Below are 19,264 nucleotides of genomic sequence, written 5' to 3' on the forward strand. Positions count from 1 at the left end.
CGTTAGTCGCGCTCCTGAACATAACGGTTCCGGAGCAAACCGATGCGCTCGACGAACGCTTCCGTGACGTCGCCGTCTCGTATCCAGACGGGCGGCGTCCGTCCCATGCCGACGCCTGGCGGCGTTCCCGTGCTAATGATGTCGCCAGGCTGCAGCGTCATCGTGCGGGAAATGAACGAGATCAAATACGGAATGTCGAAAATCAGTTCTCTTGTATTCGACCCCTGCATGACGCCGCCGTTCAACGTTAACGACAGGTTGAGCAGATGCGGGGCCGGCACGTCGTCCTTCGTCGCAATGCAAGGACCCATCGGCGCGAATGTATCGATCGCCTTTCCGCGGGTCCACTGCCCCTCGCGCAATTGCAGGTCGCGGGCGCTAACGTCGTTGATTACCGTATACCCGAATACGTAATTCATCGCTTGTTCCGGGCTGACGCGCTTCGCCTCGCGGCCGATGACGACTGCCAGCTCCACTTCGTAATCGCACTCCCGCACCTCCGCGGGGATGATGACGTCGTCCTCCGGACCGACGATCGCATTCGGGTATTTCGGGAACAACACCGGTACCTCGGGCATCGCCATATTCGATTCCTCGACATGATCCTTATAATTGAGCCCGACGAAAATCATCTTGTCCGGGTTATGAATTGGCGCGATCAAGCGTACGTCGTCGGCGCTCAGCTCCGCCTCGCCGGACGCCGCTTTCTGTCGAATCTCTTGCTCGTCCGCGCCGAACCGCCGGATCAGCGTCTTCATGTCGGTCGCGTCCAGCGATCGAACGCTCCCGTTCTCCAACCATTCCCCGACCCGAATGCGCCCTTGCGCGTCGGATCGGAGACGATATTGTACTAGCTTCAAGCCGTTCTCCTCCGTATCCCTTTATCGATTCTGTACAATAACCGGCCGACCGGACGACGCCGAGGCAACGATCGCCGCGGCGACCTCGATGCCATGCACCGCGTCGTCGAAAGAGACAATCCCCGGGCGAACCCCTTCCAGTACGCATTGACTAACGTAACTTAGCTGTTCCTTCAGTGCCCCGACGACGCGGCCCCCCTGATGATGATGGACGGAGACGTCGGTCGTCGTGCGGCCCCTCGTTCCCCACCATTGGATGCCGGCCGCATGCGTATCGAAGTGCGCGATGCCCCGCTCTCCGATGACCTCGGTATAGTCGTGGATCGCGATGCCGGCCGCGTCGGGCGTCATCCAATTGCTGTGCAGGACGGCGAGGACACTGTTCTCGAACCGCAACTGCGCCCAGAGCACCTCGGGCGAGTCGCCCCCGTTGAGGAACGCCCCGGAGGCGTACACCTCCTTGACCCGGCTCCCCGCGTACCAGATCGCTTGGTCTAGGTCGTGGATCATCAGCTCGTAGACGGTGTGCGTTCGCTTGTAGGTTTGGAATAGCGAGCTTTGCCGCGATCGTTTCAAATACATGCTGATCGGCTTTCCCAGTCCTCCGTCCTCAAGCATGGCCCGAATTTCGCCGTATTTCGGGTCAAACCGAAGAAGATGGCCCGGGACGAGAATCGCGTCGCTCTCCGTTGCCGCCCGTTGCATCGCCTTCGCCTCCTCGACGTCGATGGCCACGGGTTTCTCGACGATGACGGCTTTCCTCGCGCGAAGGGCGAGCATCGTCGATTCGAGATGATTTTTCTCGTAGGTGACGATGCTGACCAGCTCGATGTCCGGATGCCGGTCCAGCAGCTGCCCGGCGTTCTCGTATACATGCGGAACGACATGCCGATCCGACGCCGCCACCCGGCGTGCCGGATCGGCGTCGCACACAGCGACGACCTCCACGTGCGGTATCGCCCGATATGCCTCCAGATGGCACGCGCCCCAGCTTCCGAAGCCTACGATGCCTACTTTCACCCGCTTCATCGGTCCTCAGGCTCCTTCCATCGATAGAAATAGCTTTCCTTGCTTCACCTTGCCGGCGGTCAGCTCCTGGAACGCTTGGAAGCCCTCGGCCAGAGGCCTCGCTTCCGTCCAGCCCTCTTCAGTCACGAGTCCGTCGACGAGTAGCCGGACGGCCTCGCGGAAGTCGTGCGCCGTGTAACAGAACGACCCGAGCACCTCGATCTCGCTGCGAATCGCATGGTTGATCGCCAGCCGCGTCTCGTCGATGCCCAGTCCGATATTCATGACGGTCCCCCCCGGCTGGACGACCGCGAACGCCGCCTCGCGGGTCGGCTGGAAGCCGGCAGCGTCAATGACGACGTCGATCCCGGCGCCGCCAGCCTCCCGGTTCGCCGCCTCCGCGAGCGACTCCGAACGCGGGTCGACGACGGCGTCGCATGCGGTCTGCAGCGCGATCTTCAGCCGCTCCGGGTGCGTATCCGCCACGATGACGCGCGCCGCCCCGATCAATCGGGCGACCTTCGCGCATAGTATGCCGATGCCGCCCGCACCGATGACGAGCACGTTCGGGCGGAAGTGGCGCTGCATCGCGCGCCGCGTCGCCCGCAGCGAGCAGGCGAGAGGCTCGGCGAGCGCCGCGCGGAACGAATTCATCGCGTCCGGCACCGGTATGACGCTGGCGGCCGGAACCGCCACCCGCTCGCCGAACGCGCCGGGGCGATGAATGCCCGCGATGCGCCGGGACGCGCATAGTTGCGTATTCCCTTTGATACAGGAGTTGCAGACGCCGCACGAGCTGAGCGGGTTAACGACGACTTTCAGTCCCGGCTCAAGGCCCGAGACGCGGTCTCCGCTCCCGACGATCCGTCCGCAAAATTCATGTCCCATAATCAGCGGCGGTTTGCGCAAACTGTTGTGTCCCAAATAGCCTTCGATCTCCGAGCCGCAGATGCCGACCGCTTCCACCTGTACGATGACCTCGTCCTCCGCAGGGGTCGGTTCGGCGACGTTCGCGATTTCCATCGTCTCCGGCGCCGTCCATACCAATGCCTTCACTGGCCTTCTCCTCCTATGCAGGCCGGCAACGCGGCCGCCAACCTCTCAATGTCCGCCGTATCGTTGAACGCATGCACCGAGATGCGCACGCGCCCCTCGCTCCCCATGACGTAGATGCATTTCCGCGCCAGTCGGTCGGCCAACTTCTCCGCTTCTTCATATAAGAAGCTAATATTGCCCGCTCGCCGTACCGGATCGTCGGGCGTCGTGACCGCGAGATCCAGCGACTGCAGCAGGCGCATGACCTGCTCCCCGAGCGCAAGTACATGCCGCTCGATGCGGTCGACGCCTACGTCGAGAAGCAGCCGGGTCGAATGCTCAAGGGCGTACACCGTCGGGTAGCTCGGGTACCCGAGCTCGAAGCGCCGGGCGTCCGGCTGAAAGTCGAACGACTCGAACTTCTTCCCTGCGGGCCGATCTGCAACGCTCCGCCAGCCGACATAAGGCGGCCGGTAATCGAAGCCGCGCTCCGGGTTCACGGCCAACACACCGCCGCCGTGCACGCCAAGAAGCCACTTATATGAGCTGCAAACGACGACGTCCGCCAGCTTCAGGTCCACCGGGACGACGCCGAGCGATTGCGTCGCGTCAAGCACCAGTGCGGCTTTTGTTTTGCGAATGCGGTCGTATAACGTTCTGTAGTCGAAGCGAACGCCCGTCAAGTAACTGACGTGGCTGGTCAGCACGAGCCTCGTGCGCTCATCCATTCGCTGTAAAATATCGGATTCGTCGATGACCCAATCGCGATGCTCTACAACGCGCACCTCGACTCCTTCCTTTCGGAGCGCAAGCCAAGGAAGCACGCCGGACGGAAATTCGAGATTATGAATGACGACATTATCCCCGGGCTGCAGTTCGACGGCTCGAGCCAGCATTGAAATGACCTCGGATGCGCTCGACATGATCGCGATCTGCTCGGGTTCCCCGTTCAAGAGACGCGCCAGATTCGCTTTACAGCGTTGCTCCGTCCGCGCGTTCCGCTCCCGTCCTTCGGGACCGAGGCTTCTCGAGATCATATATTCGATAACGGCTCCCAGCACGCCGCGGTGGGTCGGCGTCTCCGCCCCGCTGAAAAACCACGCGCATTGCTCCAGTCCTACGAAATTCTTCTTATCGATCAGTGCTTTCATCGGTTTCTCCCTTCGTTGCGGCGATTCGCCGCCTCGACTCCTATGCCGAACGCCGATTTACAGGTTCGGAGGAATTTCGAGTCGCTCGAAGCAGCGATGCGCTTTCTCGATGTGTACGTCCGCCCGGTCGAGCAGGAACGGGCCATGCCCGGCGAACAAGCGATTCGCGCCGAGCCGGTGCAGCTTCGCCAACGTGTCGGCGTATTCCTCGAGGATGCAATCCCATACGTACTGCACGACTACTTTGCCGCCGGCGAACACCGTATCTCCGGCGAACAAGTTGCGGCGTCCTCCTTCCTCCCACAGAAAGCACACATGGCCGCGTGCGTGCCCCGGACTGTCGATGGTCCGCAGCTCGACGTCGCCGATCCGGATCCGATCGCCATCGGCGAGCGTGCGGGCGACGGGACAGGCCGGGTACCGATAGTCCTGCGGATAGACGCCGCCCCGCTTGGCATGATCGACGCTCGCCTTCACGGTGTCCCCGCGCTCCAGCCATTCGCCGGTTTCCGCGGAGGCGATGATTTCTATTCCGTACGTATCATGGAAATAGCGCGCTCCTGCCGCATGATCCGCATGTGCGTGCGTCAGCAAACAGTACCGGATGCGTTCCGGTCCGATGCCGTCCCGCCGAAGATTGTCGACGATGCGCTCCGGCTCGATACCCCCGCCAGCGTCGATCAGCGCACACTCCGTCCCCCCGTCGATCAAGTACACATTGCAATCCGTCGGCTCGCTCAGCTCCATCCCGAATTTACCGCTGCCGACTAGATAAATACGATCGCTAATCTTCATCGCGACGCCTCCTTCACGACGGGATGTATGCGATGCATTCGATTTCAACACACATCCCCTTCGGGAATTTCACGATCTCGACCGTGCTCCGAGCCGGCGGATCGACGCGGAAATATTCCGAGTAAACGCGGTCGTATTCGGCGAAGCGGTCCAGATCGTCGAGGAAGGCCGTCACCTTCAATACATGGTCGAGCGAAGAACCGGCCTCCTTCAAGATCACCGATATGTAATCCAATACCGCCCGAGTTTGTGCGGCGACATCGTCCGGATGCAGCACCCGCTTCTCCCCGCCGAGCTCGAACGGGCACGTGCCCGCGACGTAGACCGTGTCGCCTAGCTTGACCGCTTGGGAATACGAACCCGCCGGGAGCGGCGCCCGGTCGGTGCGAATGATCTCTTTCTTCATAGAAAAATGTCTCCTCCCTTACGCACGATTCAGTTCAAGCCCGGAACGTTCGAGCCAAATCCGAATAAAAGGCGGCCGCCCGCTCCACGTCCGCCACGCGCACCCATTCCTCGCTAGAATGGGCCTGTGCGATCGATCCCGGTCCGAATACGATGCTCGGGATCCCCTTTAGTCCCTGCAGCTTGCTGGCGTCGCTGCCGTACGTCTCGCCATAGGAACGGGCCGGCAGCCCGAGTCGGGCCGCGGACGCGGATGCCCGCTTCACCAGCAGTTCTTCCGTCGGCGTATGCAGCGCCCAGTCGAGAAGCAGCGGCTCGACGACGCAGCGGATGCCGCGCGCCGAACACCAATCGAGCAGCTCTCGCTCGATACCCGCCATCACTCGATCCGGCGACTCTCCGGGTATGATTCGCCGGTCCACCTCGATCGTGCACCGCTCTGGCACAATGTTGATCGCCTTGCCGCCGCGGATTGTGCCGATCGACAAGGTCGCCGGCCCGCACAGCTCGTCTTCAAGCCCGCGAAGCCGGCCCTTGATCTCGTCCTCCAAGTACGCAACGATGCTGGCCATCGGCACGATCGCGTTCTCGCCCTCGTGCGGAACGGAGCTGTGCGCCGCCTTCCCCTCAGTAGTGACGGAGAAGCGGACGCAGCCCTTATGCGAGGAGACGATGCGAAGATCGGTCGGCTCGCCGACGACGGCAGCCGAGACCGGCTGCTCCCACTCCAGGAACCGTAAGATGCCCCGGAAAGCATGTTCTTCGTCGACGGACGCGCACAGCACCAAGTCGGATCGAAGCCCGTCCGGGTTCCGCGCGCATTCCGCCAACGCGTACATCATGGCGGCCAAGGACCCCTTCGTATCGCATGCGCCCCTGCCGTACAAACGCCCGTCGCGAACGACGGGCCGCAGCGGGTCCGGCATGCTGCCCAGCGAAACGGTGTCCATGTGCGCCTCGAACAGAAGAACGGACTCGGGAAAGCCGCGTTTGAGCTCGATGATCAGATTGTCCCGGCCTTCAAACACCTGCTGCCGGGTTACCGACAGCCCCGCCTCTCGGCAATAGCGCTCGATGTAGCGGGACAGCTCCATCTCCCCTTGCGCGTCCTCGCCGTACCGGGGATTCACGCTCTGGATTCGAATCAGGTCCTCCAGCAGCGCGACGGCCGGATGCTTCATCGCGCCGCCTCGCCGCCGGAGCGTACGATCGCCAGCGGCTTCGCGGCGGCGATCTTCGGTCCCCATTCCAGCAGCCATTCCCAAGGCAGGCTTTCCCCGCCGACGATGCGCGGCATGGTCGGATCCGGCGCATATCGCGGACCAAGCGTCTCCGCGAACGTCTTCTTGTACTCGTTGATGACGCTCGAGATGTAGTACTCCCCGATCGCTACGCCGGTCCAATCATGCGACTGCGTATCGAAATAATGCTCCTTGATAAGCCTCTCGTCCTCCTCCGCATGACGGAGCGCCGCCAGCGCATGCCGGCGGAGCTCGGTGGCATCCGGGTTCGGCCGTTTTGCGGCTTCGACGTAACGGTTATAGAACAAGCCGGCGAGCGCGACCTCTCGCATCCGCAGCGCCATGACGCGCGTCGCCCGCAGATTGTCCCGCTGAAGTCGGTTGAGTCCTTCGCTGCTCAGCATCGTTTCGATCGCTCGGACAGCCTGCTCCGCCGCCTCGGCGCTGTGCTCCAAATACCGAACCCCTTCCTCTCCCGTATACTTGTTGGGCATGAACGGGAAGGACGGGAGCTCGGGACAAATTTGCGTCTCATGAATGCACGGTATCGTCCGAATGACGTTCTCATAGATCGGTCCGTTCTTATCGCCGTGCAGATGGCGGGCGGCATGCGCGAGGAACGCCGCGTTGTCCAGCCTCCAGCAATCCCAACCGTATTGGGCGGTCGCCATAAAAAACAGCTCGTGACCGTACCATTCGAAGCCGTAGCCGTTAATGGCCGCGCAGCTCGTATTCACAGCGCCTTGGAATTGGAGGATATCGTTCCAAAGATGCTGGAACGCGTAATTTTTCAGCGTGTCCGGGAATGTATCCGGAATCAGGTACGGGATGCGCCCGAGGCTGGCGGCGAAGCCGCTGCCTTCGCAGTTCCGGGACCAGACGCGCGCAGGTCCGTACACATCGACCCACTTCAAGAACTCCCGGTCGTCGTCCTCGAGGCCCGGTGCCCAGAAGAGCACGACCCGCTCGGGCAACCGCTCCTTCCACCGCTCAAGATAGGCGCGGTCCTTCACGATCGGGGGCTCCCGAAGCCAACGAACGCCGACCAGAGTCTCAGGCTTCAAGACGTCCAGATATGCATGCAGCATATCGACGGTTACGCTGTGCTTCGCGTCGTTCGGCGGCAAATCGCCGTATTTCCTCTGGCATTCCGCGCACCGGCAAAACCACTGTACCTCTTCACTCTCCTCGAAGACGAGACCGTTAAAGCCGAGCGACTCGATGCGCTTCACGCTGGCGATCAAGTAATCGCGCACGTCCGGCCGCGAGGTGCACATGGAATCATAATTATTCACATGCCCCGCCTCGATCAGCTCGGGCGAAAGCACGCTGCGGCTTTCGGGGTACACGACCGGGTACCCGCCGCTGTAGGAGTTCATCCCGATGTAGGCGTAAATCTCGATGCCTCTGGCGTTGGCGTAACGGATCATATCGGTCAGGAACGGCTTGCGCAAATTCGGGTGCGTGTACGATACTTCCACCCAGTTGTCGATCTCCGCCGACCACGTTTTCATTTTCACGTCGCGAAGCACGGTTTCCGAGTACTCGGGAAACTCGAACGGCCAGAAGCCGTACATCACGATATTGAGCGCGTTGATTTTATGACGGAAGCACCAATCGATGAACGATTGCCAACCGTGTTCGTCCCACAGCTGCATGCCGAACCCGACGCGCGCGAAGCCCGCATACCACGTCATCGTCGGGGAGACGATGCGGCGCTCGATATCCGGTCCGTCCGTCGACTCGAGCGCCGGGATCGGTTGCCCCGCCGCGGCATCGAACAGCTGCACGAGCGTCGCGAGTCCGTTCAAAGCCCCTTGCGGCTCAAGCGCGTACAGAAGGATCTCCTGTCCCGCGACGCGCAGACGATAGGCTTGACCCGGGAAAGGCAGCGCCTCCAGCTCCGTCCGCACCTCGTCCGGGATCGACTCCCTGCCCAGCAGGGACAATCCCCCTTGCCGGGGACGATCCGCCCGCTCGACCCGCCCGAAGCCGACGTTCGCCAGCTCGACGCGGACGACGTCCGCAATGCAGGATAAGGAAGCGTCCGCATAGAACGAAATTGCATGCCCGCCGTCGAACCCGCCGCCGGACAGCGGCGAGATCGACTTCGGGGTGGGCAGCAGTCGGGACGTTAAAGCATGGAAATCCGCGAACATACGCTCATCTCAACTCCCATTCTTATATGAATATTAAGACTATTCGGTGTAGTATTGATCCACGTTATCCGCATCGATCGGAACGTAGTCGACCAGTTCTTTCTTCTCGAACGTCTGGCCCTCGATCAGGCCGACCGCGACCTCGACCGCTCGCTTGCCTTCGTCCGTGACGTTGTCGAGCACGGTCGCCGCAAGTCGGCCTTCCTTCACCGCTTTCAACGCGTCGGCGATGCCGTCGATTCCCACGACGATGATGTCGGTGCGTCCCGCCGCTTCCACCGCCTGGAGCGCGCCCATCGCCATCTCGTCGTTCTGCGCGGCGATCGCGTTAATTTCCGGAAAGCGCTGCAGCCAATCCTCAGTAATGCTCATCGCCTCGTCCCGGTTCCAGTTCGCCGTCTGCTGCGTGACCAGTTTGACGTCCGGGTATTGATCGAACAGCTCCTTCTGCAGGCCCGCGCCCCGCGTAATTTCGGCAGAGTGCCCGATTTGTCCCTGCAGCAGGGCGACATTCCCCTTGCCTCCAAGCTGCTCCGCCAAAATCTCGCCCATCATGACCCCCGATTGCTCCGGGTCGGTGCCGACGAAGACGTCGTAGTTTTCGTTCTCCGTAAACGTGATCGCTTCGACGAGCGGGATGCCGGCTTCCTTGACCCGGTCCACCGCAGGACTCGAACCGACCATATCGACGCTATTGAGAATGATGGCGTCGACTCCCCGGGAGATGAGGTTGTCCACTTGATTCAGCTGCTCTTCGATCTTGTCCTGACTGTCCATCACTAGCAGCTCCACGTCCAGCTCTTCCGCCTTCTCCTGCATCGCTTCTACCAATGACTTGATGAATTCATGAGAAAGTCCTTGCGCCGCTACGCCGATCGTGTACTTCGCCGCGTCGCCGTTAGACGCGCCTTCCGCGCCCTCGCCCGCGGACGTTCCCCCTCCGCCGTTGCTTGCGCATCCGCTGACCATTACAAGCGACAACGCCGCCGCCCCCCACCATTTCCAACCCTTGCTCCGATTCATCGGTCAACCTCTCCTTAGCCATGTTTTTTTATGATCAGACGCAGCTCCTACGAGAAGAGCTAAGCCCCCGAATCCGATTCATTCCCGCTTGGCGCGCTGATCGATGATGACGGCGCCGGCAATGATAAGTCCCTTGATGATCTGCTGCCAATAACTCGACACGTCCAACAAGTTCAGACCGTTGTTGATGACGCCGATGATCAGTACGCCTACGATCGTGCCCATCATCGAGCCGCGTCCGCCGAACAGGCTCGTTCCGCCGATGACGACGGCCGCGATGGCGTCGAGCTCATAGCCCATCCCGCTGTTCGGCTGGCCGGAGCTGATTCGCGAAGCCAATAAAATGCCCGCCAGCCCCGCCAACAATCCGTTGATCGCGAATACGGCAATCTTCACGCGGTCGACCCGAATGCCGGATACTCTTGCGGCATTCTCGTTGCCGCCGACGGCGAAAATATAACGTCCGAATTTCGTGCGGTATAGCACGACGCTGACGATCGACGCCACCGCGATAAAGATGACGACCGGTACCGGCACAGGCCCGATATACCCTTGACCGAGAAATTTGAACGCAGGCGAATCGATGACGATCGGACGCCCGTTCGTATAGAGCAGCGCGATTCCTCTGGCGACTGTCATCATCGCAAGCGTCGCGACGAACGGCGCTACGTTGAGCTTCGCGCTCAACATCCCACTGGCCCCGCCGAATACGCCGCTCGCCACCATCCCCGCAAGAAGCGCCAGCAGCAATGCATCCGGACTCTGCGCCACGATGCTCGCGGCGATGACGGCCGACACTGCCATTAGCGAGCCGATCGACAAGTCGATGCCGGCCGCCAGGATGACTAGCGTCATGCCTACGGCCAGGATGCCGTTAATCGAAACCTGTCTCAACACGTTCATCAGGTTCGTTACGGTCAGGAACGCGTCCGAAATCAGGCTCAACGTGATGACCGCTAGTAGCAATATGAGAATGAGGCCGTACTTCCGTATCACGCCCTCCGCGAGACCGGAGCTCCCCCCGGGCCGGTTTGATTTCAGCAATATGCCGTTAAACACCTGGTTTTCCCCCTAACGCGCTGGTCAAGATCATCTCTTGCGTCACTTGACCGCCTTCGAATTCCGCTTGAATCGCTCCATTGCCCATGACGAGAATACGGTCGCTCATCCCGATCACCTCGGGAAGCTCGGAGGAGATCATGACGATCGCCATCCCTTCCTTCGCCAGCCGAGATATTAGACGATAAATTTCCGCTTTCGCGCCGACATCGATTCCCCTCGTCGGCTCGTCCAAAATCAACACCTTCGGCTTTACCAGAAGCCACTTGGCCAGGACGACCTTCTGCTGATTGCCGCCACTGAGCGTCTGCACCGCCTGGCGGCTATCGTTCATCTTGATGCGTAGCCGTTCAGTCAATTCGTCGACTGCTTCTTCTTCCTTTGAGGATGACAAGAACGGGTTCCCCCCGCCGAGCGGCAGGCTCGCAAGCATCATATTTTCGCGAATCGACCGGCTGAGCACGAGACCGAACTCCTTGCGGTCCTCGGTGACCATCGCCAGTCCATTGCGGATCGCCTCGGACGGGTGGCGGTGTTTTACGATGCGGCCATCGATCCGGATTTCCCCCTTGTCCAACCGGTCGATGCCGAACACCGCCCTCATCGTTTCGCTACGGCCCGCCCCCATAAGCCCCGCGATGCCGACGATCTCCCCTTGGCGTACCTGGAAGGACACATTGTCGAAGGCGGGCTTGCGCGTAGCGCCCTTCACTTCGAAGACGACCTCCCCGGGCGCGACCTTCTCCTTCGGGTAAATCGTGTCCAGAGGCCGGCCGACCATCATGGAAATCAATCGATCGGAGTCCAGAGCTTTCGTGTCTTCGGAGCCGATATACTGCCCGTCGCGCAGCACGGTCACCCGATCCGACATACTGAAGATTTCTTCCATGCGGTGCGATATGTAAATGATGGGCACGCCCTGACCGCGCAATTCGTTCATCGTCCGGAACAGCTGCCGTACTTCTCCGTCCGATAAAGCGGAGGTCGGCTCATCCATGATGATCAGCTTCGCGTTGCACGAAACGGCTTTAATAATCTCCAACATTTGCTTCTGAGCGACGCTGAGACCGGCGACCTTATCTCCGGGGCTCGCGCGGAACTCGAACCGTTCCAGCAATTCAGCGGTGTCTTTATGCAGCTTTCTCTTCTCGACGAACACCCCTCGGACCGGCTCCCTGCCTAAGAAAATGTTTTCCGCCACCGTCATCTCGGGCACCGGATTCAACTCCTGATGGATCATCGCGATGCCGAGATGCATAGCCGCCTGGGGAGAATCGATCCGCACCTCCCGTCCTTCGAAGCGGATCGTCCCCTGATCCGGCTTCACCAAGCCCGTAACGATCTTCATAAGCGTCGACTTTCCGGCGCCGTTCTCGCCCATCAGCGCGTGAACCTCTCCCCGGCGAACCTGCAGTTGCACGTCATCCAACGCTTTCACGCCGTGATACGCCTTCGTAATGCCCGACATTTTCAATACAAGCTCTTCCAAGCGCCCCCTCACCTCCTCCGTCCCTTTATGTTCCGGTCAAAACCACAACGCCTCTCCGTCTTCCCAGTGCTTATCCTCGTCCAATTCAATAAATTCGCGATAGGACCGGTAAATATGTTTTCTCATCACCTTCTCCGCATTGTCGGGATCCCGCTGCTTGAGCGCTTCTATCAGCTCCCAGTGTTGTTCCACCTCTTTGCGCTTTGTCGATTCCTTGCCGAGAATCCGGTTCACGAGTGAAATTTGAAAAGAGAGCGACTGGTAGGTTTGCATCAATCGCGAATGGTTGGATAGTCTGATAATCGTTTGGTGAATATAGAGCGAATCCTGAAGCAGGGAATCGACCTCGTCGTCGTCGAGTTTCGCCTTCATACGCTCGTAGAAGACCTCCAGCCCCTCAACGTCAGCTTGTGGAGCGATTTGGGTGGCGATCCGGATGGCCAACCCCTCAATGGCCGCCCGCAGGGAGTAAATTTCGTATACATCGCTCCTTTGCAATTCGTTGACGACCGGTCCTTTGTTCGGGACGATGGTGACGATGCCTTCACCGGACAACTGGTGCATCGCTTCCCGAATCGGCGTTTGGCTAATCCCCAACTCTTTCGCGAATTTGGTCTCCACGATGCGATCCCCCGGATTCAGCTCCCCGGTAATGATCATTTGCTTGAAATACTCTACGACTTCTCGGCTTATGTTTTGTTTATCGAAAATAGAAACCCCTCCCGCACCTCTTGATATTGGTTTGTCAGCCATAAAGCCGCTCCAAATAAATGTGACATTACATTACACACTACAGATTCTATATAATACATTATATAGAATCTGTTTGTTTTTCAAGAGGATTTTTAAATTTTAATGAAAAAGATAAACCGATTCCATTGCTCATCCCAAATGCAACCGCATTCCTTGGAAATAACCCTAATATCATGGTATTAATGCCTCCTATCCCCCTCAGTCCTCGCATCTATGGTGTGATGTATTCTCACACATAACCTTTCTTTTCACGCCGTTCACACTTCAATTGAAACATTTTTTCACCAACAACAATTTCCTTGAAGTATAATTTCGCAATCTCTATAATGAGGGCATGGAAAAAGTTGGGCGACCGCGGAAGCGGCTCTCCGGCAATGTCCGCCTTAGGGGGGGAATTATGAATTCGAAAACGCATGCCTATCGAGTGGCCTTGTTCTGGCGGTTGTTCTCGAACTATTTCGTGCTCATTTTGATTCCCGTCATCGCCGCCGGCATCCTCGCGTTCTTCTATTTCGCGCGGTTGATCGAGAAGGACGCCGAGAAATTGAACGCCGTCGTGATGAGCCATTTCTCCGAGCAAACCGACACCGCCTTTCACGCGATCCGCACGAACATGATCGACATGCTCAGTACGTCCAACCTGCCCGCCTTGCTCCGCGAAACGGACGCCTCGCCTGAAAACCGCCGCCGCTCGGAGCTGATCCATACGCTGCGCGAGCAGCTGATCACGCTGCAATCCACCGAGCTGGCGTCGAAAGCGTTCTTGTATTTCGCGGACCAAGACTTGGTCATCGACGCCGATACCTATACCGACAAGGACTACTACTTTCGGTTCCGGTACCCGCTGAACCCGCAGGAGAAAACCGCCTTTCTCTCGCAAATGACCGGCAAGAAAATGATGCAGGTCAGCGACCCGTACGCTTCGCATTTATCCGTCCTGATGAGCTATCCGTTCAACTCGAACGAACCCGACGTGTACTTGGTCGTGAACGTCCATCTGGATCGGCTGCAAAGCCGAATGGACATTCCGGAAAAGTGGGTGACGGGCACCGCGCTCGCCGACAACGACGGACGGGTAATCAGCCAGTCCGGATTGACCGAAAGCGAAACGCGGTGGCTGCAGGAGCGAGTCCGCTCCCAGACGAAGCCGTCGCAATTTTTAGTTTCCGACGGGAAAGCGCTGTCATTGTCTCGATCCAATTACAACGAAGCATGGTATTACGTCAGCATCGTCGACCTGCGCACTCTGCTGAAGCCTGTGCACACGGCCCGGTCCGTCGCCTGGGTGTTTCTGGTGTTTTTCCTGTCGGTCGGCGGGCTCGTCTCCTCCTACTTCAGCAAGCGTCTGTGCGAGCCGATTCTGGAAATTAAAGAAGGGCTGAAGCTGCACCGCGCCTCGCACGCGGCGCCGTCCGACGAAGGCGACGACTTCGACGCGATCAAGCGGTGTTCCCAGCTGATCGTAACGGAAAACAAACAGCTGTCCCAGATGGTGAGCGGGATGATGCCGATCGTGCAGGAGCATTTCGTCACCCAAATATTGCTCGGCGAATATCGGGATGCGCTGTCCATCGAAATCTACGCGAAGGAAATCGACTTTCCGTACAACAAGAAAGCGATGCGAACGGCGCTCGCCGTCGCGTTGCATTACGAGCCGTCCGTGGACGAACGCATGTCGGTGACGTCGAAGTCGTTCCTGATGGCGGAGCTGAAGGAACGCATCCGGAAGGCGTCGCCGTCCGACGTATGGCTGTGCCAGACGAAGCCGGGCATCGTCGCCTGCGTCGTGCATCACGATCCGTTCCTGCGGTTCGGGCCGAACGATGCGGCGGAGCTGATCGCCATCGTGCTGCGGCACTACGGCGGCTACTTCAAGGCGACGATCGGGATCGGGAAGACGGTGCACGCCATCGAAGATTTGCATGTATCTTACGAGCATGCGGCTTCCGTCCTCAAATATCGAGGTCTCGACAAGGACGTGGAAATTTGCAGCGACCGAACCGCGCCGGACGGTCCGCCGTGGGATAACTTCTTGTCCGTACAGGACATCAATCGAATGATGAACCAATACAAGACGAAGGAGTACGACAAGCTGCTCCAAGCGGCGCTCGAGCTGCTGGAGGAAGGCCGGCGGCGGTGCGCCAGCGCCAGCCAAGTCAAGCATGTGTGCACGGATGTGCTGAACGCGTGGATTCGCGCGGTCGGAACGGAGCATCACGACGTGAACGTGCCGTTTTATTCCGGCTTGTACGATCGGCTGAACCGCTGCATGACCTGGGACGACCTGCGGCGATGCATGCAATCCGTCCATGCCCTCTTATTTCCGACTTCGGAAACCGGCGACCGCGCCAAGCAGTTTTCCGACATCCTGGACTACATCGACGCGAACTACAATCAGGAGTTGTCGATCGAACATTTTGCCGATGTCATGAACATGTCGGTCGGCCACTTCAGCCGGACGTTCAAGGAGGAGGTCGGGGAAAAGTACGTCGAGTACATCGCGAAATGCCGGATGCGCAAGGCGAAGCAGTTTCTGCTCGAATCCGACATGACGATCGACGACATCGCCGAGGCGGTCGGATACTGGGGCCGCAATTCGTTCATCCGCACGTTCCGGAAATACGAAGGCACTACGCCCGCTAAATACCGTTCCGCGTATCAATAAACGCCAAGAGACTTCTTTTTTTCGGAAGTCTCTTTTTTTGATCGCGCCCCGCTCGATCGCCGCCGGCGGCGCCGCCGTCAAAACATGCGACGCCGCGCAAGTATGCGCCCTATGCGTCGCGGTTCGGACTTCGTATAGTGAAGCCAGCGACGGGAACGCAATCGTTTACTTCAGGAGGTGGCAGACGTGGCGGCACGTTCTTCTTATGTATGGCACATGATCAGAAAACATAAAACGTTGTACCTGATGATGCTCCCCGGCATTTTGTTTTACTTGATCTTTAAGTATTGGCCGATGTACGGCGTCGTGATCGCGTTCCAGGACTACTCCATCGGCCGGGGCATCCTGGGCAGCAAATTCGTCGGATTCAAACATTTCGTCGAGTTTTTCTACGTAAACCCGGACTCCTGGAAGCTGATCCGAAACACGGTCATGCTGAACGTGTACGATCTGTTGTTTCACTTTCCGGCGCCGATCGTGCTTGCCGTCTTGTTCCACGAAATCAAAAACAAGATGTTCAAGCGATTCGTGCAAACCGTAAGCTACATGCCCCATTTTTTGTCGACGGTCGTCATCGCGGGCATCCTCGTCACGTTCCTGTCCCCTTCGACGGGTATCGTCAATCATCTGCTGGTCAAGGCGTTCGGCATCGAGCCGATCCTGTTCCTCGGCATGCCGGAATGGTTTCGGACGATCTACGTCGGCTCGGAAATATGGCAGAAGGTCGGCTGGGGCACGATTTTGTATTTGGCCGCGATCGCCGGAATCGACCCTACCTTATATGAGGCGGCCAAGATGGACGGCGCCAACCGGTTTCAGCAGATGCGCCACGTCACGTTCGTCGGCATGGTGCCCGTCATGATCATCCTGTTCGTACTGACGCTCGGCAATTTCATGGAAAGCGGGTTTCAGAAAATTTTGCTCCTCTACAACACGATGAACTACGAGACGTCGGACGTCATCAATACGTTCGTGTACCGGCGGGGCATCCTGGACGCGGATTTCAGCTTCGCGACCGCGGTCGGTCTGTTCCAGTCGGCGATCGGCTTTCTGCTCGTCGTCGCCGCCAACCGGTTCGTCCGAAAATACGGCCAGACCAGCCTTTGGTAAAGGAGCGACGCCTTCATGAAAATGAAAGAAAGCATTCCTTCCCGAATCTTCGACCTGTGCAACTACGGAATCATGATCGCGCTAGTCATCGTCATGACGTACCCGATGGTTTTCGTATTCTCCGCGTCGATCAGCGACAGCGCGCTCGTCGCCAGAGGGGACGTCGTCCTGTGGCCGAAAGCGGTGACGCTGCTCGCTTACGAGAAGCTGGTGTACAATCCCGATCTATGGATCAGCTACTGGAACACCGTTCGCTATACCCTCGTCCACACGGCGCTTACGTTGGTTGCGACCGCGGCGATGGCGTATCCGCTCGCGAAGCGGTGGCTGCCCGGCCGGCGCCCCATCTTGCTTATGGCCGCGTTCACGCTGCTGTTCGGCGGCGGCATGATACCGACGTTCCTCGTCGTGCAGCAGTTGGGCATGTTGAACACGATCTGGGCGATCGTGCTGCCGACGCTCATCAGCACCTGGCATCTGTTCATCATGCGGACGTTCTTCGAGGCGTTGCCCGAAGAGCTGGAGGACGCGGCGACGATCGACGGGTGCGGGCCGCTCCAGGTGCTGTGGCGCATCGTCCTTCCGCTCTCGATGCCGGTCATGGCGACGATCGGCTTGTTTACGGCCGTCAACCAATGGAACGCGTTCTTCGACGCGCTCATCTATTTGAACGACCGCGAGATGTATCCGCTGCAAATCATGCTCCGCAACATCCTCGTCGCCGGCACCAACGTGCAGGGCGAAGGCGATCTCAGCTACTTGGAAACGCTGAAATACGCCATGATCATGATCGCGACGCTGCCGATTCTGTGCGTCTACCCGTTCATTCAAAAATATTTCGTGCAGGGCACGATGATCGGAGGCATAAAGGGATAGTCATAGATTCGCCCGAATCTATCTCTATAAAACCAAAGAACAAAGCATTGGGAGGTTTGAACATGGACAGAAAGTTTGCTGCAACGCTGTTGACCGCTGTCATGCTCATCGGTTCGATCGCGGCAGGCTGCGCCGATAAAGACGAGAACGCCGCAGCCGGTACGCCGGGCACGGCGGAGCCCGCCAAGCAGGAGCCGATCACCTTCTCCTGGCTCGTGTATGACCGCGTAGAAGGCAAGGTGCGCCAAGACTGGGAAATTTTCAAAGAAATCGAAGCGAAAACCGGCGTGTCGGTCGACTTCCAGGTCGTTAGCCAGGAAGGTCTGACCGAGAAGAGGCAAATTATGATCGCCACGAACTCGACCACCGACTTCATCGAGGTCGATAATCAGCAAGGCCGGGAGCACGGCCCGGAAAACGTGTTTCTAAACTTGAACGACTATTTGGATTCCGCTCCGAACCTCGCGAAGTTTTTCGAAGCGTATCCCGAAGCGAAAGCGGTGGCGACGGGCGCGGACGGCGGCATCTACACGGTTCCGGTCGTTCAGGGGGATGCCGAGGGGAAAGGGTTTAACTTCATCTGGTACACGCGGAAAGACCTGATGGACCGATTCGGGCTGAAACCTCCGACGACGGTCGACGAGTTTTACGAATTCTTGAAAGCGTACAAACAAAACGTACCGGACTCGTACCCGCTCATCTCTAACGCCATCGTCGGCGATACCGGCTTGTACACGACGTTCGGCCGCATTTTTACCGGCATTCACGGCTTCTTCAACCTCGATCCCGAGACGAATACGTACGCCTTCGCTCCGTATCATCCCGGGTATAAAGACGCTCTCGTCTTCTTGAATAAGCTGTATACCGAGAAGCTGCTCGATCCGGAATATTCCTTGCTCACGCAAGCGCAATGGGAAGAGCGCATCTTGAAGGGCAAGTCGCTCGTGACGTACTTCTGGAAGGCCGATTTGGAGACGCTGCAGGACAAAGCCCGCCAAGCCGGTACGCCCGACTACGAGCTCGACGCCATTCCGATGTTCGCCGCGGACGGCATCCGGACGTATCAGTTCTCCCGCCCGGTCATCGGCGGCGTGGGCCGCGCCGTCTCGGCCAACGTCAAAGACAAGGAGCGCGCGGTTCGGTTCCTGGACTATCTCGTCGGCGAGGAAGGATCGAATTATTTGTCGCTCGGCATCGAAGGCAAGACCTACACGATGGTAGACGGCCAACCGGTGTACCTGGAAGAGTTCGGCCCGTCCCCGTTCGTTCCGCTTCGCCGCGATTGGGGCGTATGGTACGATATGGTGACGCTGGATAACGCCAAGTCGCGCGCGGCTTGGGAGCGGGGCCTCAGCGAGAAGAGCAAGGACATCAACGCGAGATACGCCGACGCCATTCACCCGGCGCCGAAGCAAATCGTGAAGACGCAGGAAGAGCTCGAACTCGAGAAGTCGAAGCTGACGAATTTGAACAAATTTCTCGAGCAGAAAATCACCGAATTCGTCACCGGGAAGACGCCGATCGACGACGCCTCGTATCAGGAGTTTATCGATCAGACGAAAAAGCTGGGCGCCGACGAGCTGCTGAACATGTATAACGCTGCTTACGAGCGGACCTACGGCAACCAATAGAAAC

At 58.9% G+C, this 19,264-nt stretch carries 16 protein-coding genes; 4 read left to right on the forward strand and 12 right to left on the reverse strand.

Annotated features, from left to right (window positions below):
* Positions 1 to 2: 2 nt before the first annotated feature.
* From RIN49_RS00080 to RIN49_RS00135, 12 genes are all read right to left on the reverse strand, one after another.
* Positions 3 to 860 carry a fumarylacetoacetate hydrolase family protein gene (locus tag RIN49_RS00080; protein WP_309118123.1) on the reverse strand — a complete coding sequence of 286 codons (858 nt, stop codon included), beginning with the start codon at positions 858 to 860 and terminating at the stop codon, positions 3 to 5.
* 21 nt (positions 861 to 881) lie between these two features.
* Entirely contained in the window at positions 882 to 1,889 is a 1,008-nt protein-coding gene (locus tag RIN49_RS00085) for a Gfo/Idh/MocA family protein (protein WP_309118124.1), read from the reverse strand.
* Positions 1,890 to 1,895: 6 nt separating this feature from the next.
* Positions 1,896 to 2,924, reverse strand: a complete 1,029-nt coding sequence (locus tag RIN49_RS00090; RefSeq protein ID WP_309118125.1) for a zinc-dependent alcohol dehydrogenase — start codon at positions 2,922 to 2,924, stop codon at positions 1,896 to 1,898.
* Positions 2,921 to 4,054: an aminotransferase class V-fold PLP-dependent enzyme gene (locus tag RIN49_RS00095; protein ID WP_309118126.1), complete on the reverse strand. Its 1,134-nt coding sequence runs from the start codon at positions 4,052 to 4,054 to the stop codon at positions 2,921 to 2,923. Before RIN49_RS00095 ends, RIN49_RS00090 begins: the two co-directional genes overlap by 4 nt.
* 57 nt (positions 4,055 to 4,111) lie before the next feature.
* On the reverse strand, positions 4,112 to 4,849 hold the full coding sequence (locus tag RIN49_RS00100; RefSeq protein WP_309118127.1) for an MBL fold metallo-hydrolase: 738 nt from the start codon (positions 4,847 to 4,849) through the stop codon (positions 4,112 to 4,114).
* 13 nt (positions 4,850 to 4,862) lie between these two features.
* Positions 4,863 to 5,255: a RidA family protein gene (locus RIN49_RS00105; RefSeq protein ID WP_309118128.1), complete on the reverse strand. Its 393-nt coding sequence runs from the start codon at positions 5,253 to 5,255 to the stop codon at positions 4,863 to 4,865.
* Positions 5,256 to 5,289: 34 nt separating this feature from the next.
* Complete coding sequence (locus tag RIN49_RS00110; protein ID WP_309118129.1) at positions 5,290 to 6,501, reverse strand: M20 family metallopeptidase; 1,212 nt, start codon at positions 6,499 to 6,501, stop codon at positions 5,290 to 5,292.
* Positions 6,432 to 8,654: a glycoside hydrolase family 20 zincin-like fold domain-containing protein gene (locus RIN49_RS00115; RefSeq protein ID WP_309118130.1), complete on the reverse strand. Its 2,223-nt coding sequence runs from the start codon at positions 8,652 to 8,654 to the stop codon at positions 6,432 to 6,434. The genes RIN49_RS00110 and RIN49_RS00115 overlap by 70 nt, the downstream gene beginning before the upstream one ends.
* A 39-nt stretch (positions 8,655 to 8,693) precedes the next feature.
* On the reverse strand, positions 8,694 to 9,677 hold the full coding sequence (locus RIN49_RS00120) for a substrate-binding domain-containing protein (protein ID WP_309118131.1): 984 nt from the start codon (positions 9,675 to 9,677) through the stop codon (positions 8,694 to 8,696).
* A gap of 78 nt (positions 9,678 to 9,755) precedes the next feature.
* The gene (locus tag RIN49_RS00125; RefSeq protein ID WP_309118132.1) at positions 9,756 to 10,736 is read right to left on the reverse strand and encodes an ABC transporter permease; all 981 of its coding nucleotides are present in this window, start codon (positions 10,734 to 10,736) and stop codon (positions 9,756 to 9,758) included.
* The gene (locus RIN49_RS00130) at positions 10,729 to 12,225 is read right to left on the reverse strand and encodes a sugar ABC transporter ATP-binding protein (RefSeq protein ID WP_309118133.1); all 1,497 of its coding nucleotides are present in this window, start codon (positions 12,223 to 12,225) and stop codon (positions 10,729 to 10,731) included. The genes RIN49_RS00125 and RIN49_RS00130 overlap by 8 nt, the downstream gene beginning before the upstream one ends.
* A gap of 36 nt (positions 12,226 to 12,261) precedes the next feature.
* Entirely contained in the window at positions 12,262 to 12,978 is a 717-nt protein-coding gene (locus RIN49_RS00135) for a GntR family transcriptional regulator (RefSeq protein WP_309118134.1), read from the reverse strand.
* A gap of 397 nt (positions 12,979 to 13,375) precedes the next feature.
* Here RIN49_RS00135 and RIN49_RS00140 point away from each other — a divergent pair, with 397 nt between their 5' ends.
* From RIN49_RS00140 to RIN49_RS00155, 4 genes are all read left to right on the forward strand, one after another.
* Positions 13,376 to 15,643 carry a helix-turn-helix domain-containing protein gene (locus RIN49_RS00140; protein ID WP_309118135.1) on the forward strand — a complete coding sequence of 756 codons (2,268 nt, stop codon included), beginning with the start codon at positions 13,376 to 13,378 and terminating at the stop codon, positions 15,641 to 15,643.
* 216 nt (positions 15,644 to 15,859) lie between these two features.
* On the forward strand, positions 15,860 to 16,753 hold the full coding sequence (locus RIN49_RS00145) for an ABC transporter permease (RefSeq protein ID WP_375295197.1): 894 nt from the start codon (positions 15,860 to 15,862) through the stop codon (positions 16,751 to 16,753).
* 15 nt (positions 16,754 to 16,768) lie between these two features.
* Complete coding sequence (locus tag RIN49_RS00150) at positions 16,769 to 17,629, forward strand: carbohydrate ABC transporter permease (protein WP_309118136.1); 861 nt, start codon at positions 16,769 to 16,771, stop codon at positions 17,627 to 17,629.
* A gap of 62 nt (positions 17,630 to 17,691) precedes the next feature.
* Complete coding sequence (locus RIN49_RS00155; protein ID WP_309118137.1) at positions 17,692 to 19,260, forward strand: extracellular solute-binding protein; 1,569 nt, start codon at positions 17,692 to 17,694, stop codon at positions 19,258 to 19,260.
* Positions 19,261 to 19,264: the final 4 nt, after the last annotated feature.

This window comes from Paenibacillus sp., from assembly GCF_031177825.1.
Taxonomy (GTDB): domain Bacteria; phylum Bacillota; class Bacilli; order Paenibacillales; family YIM-B00363; genus Paenibacillus_AE.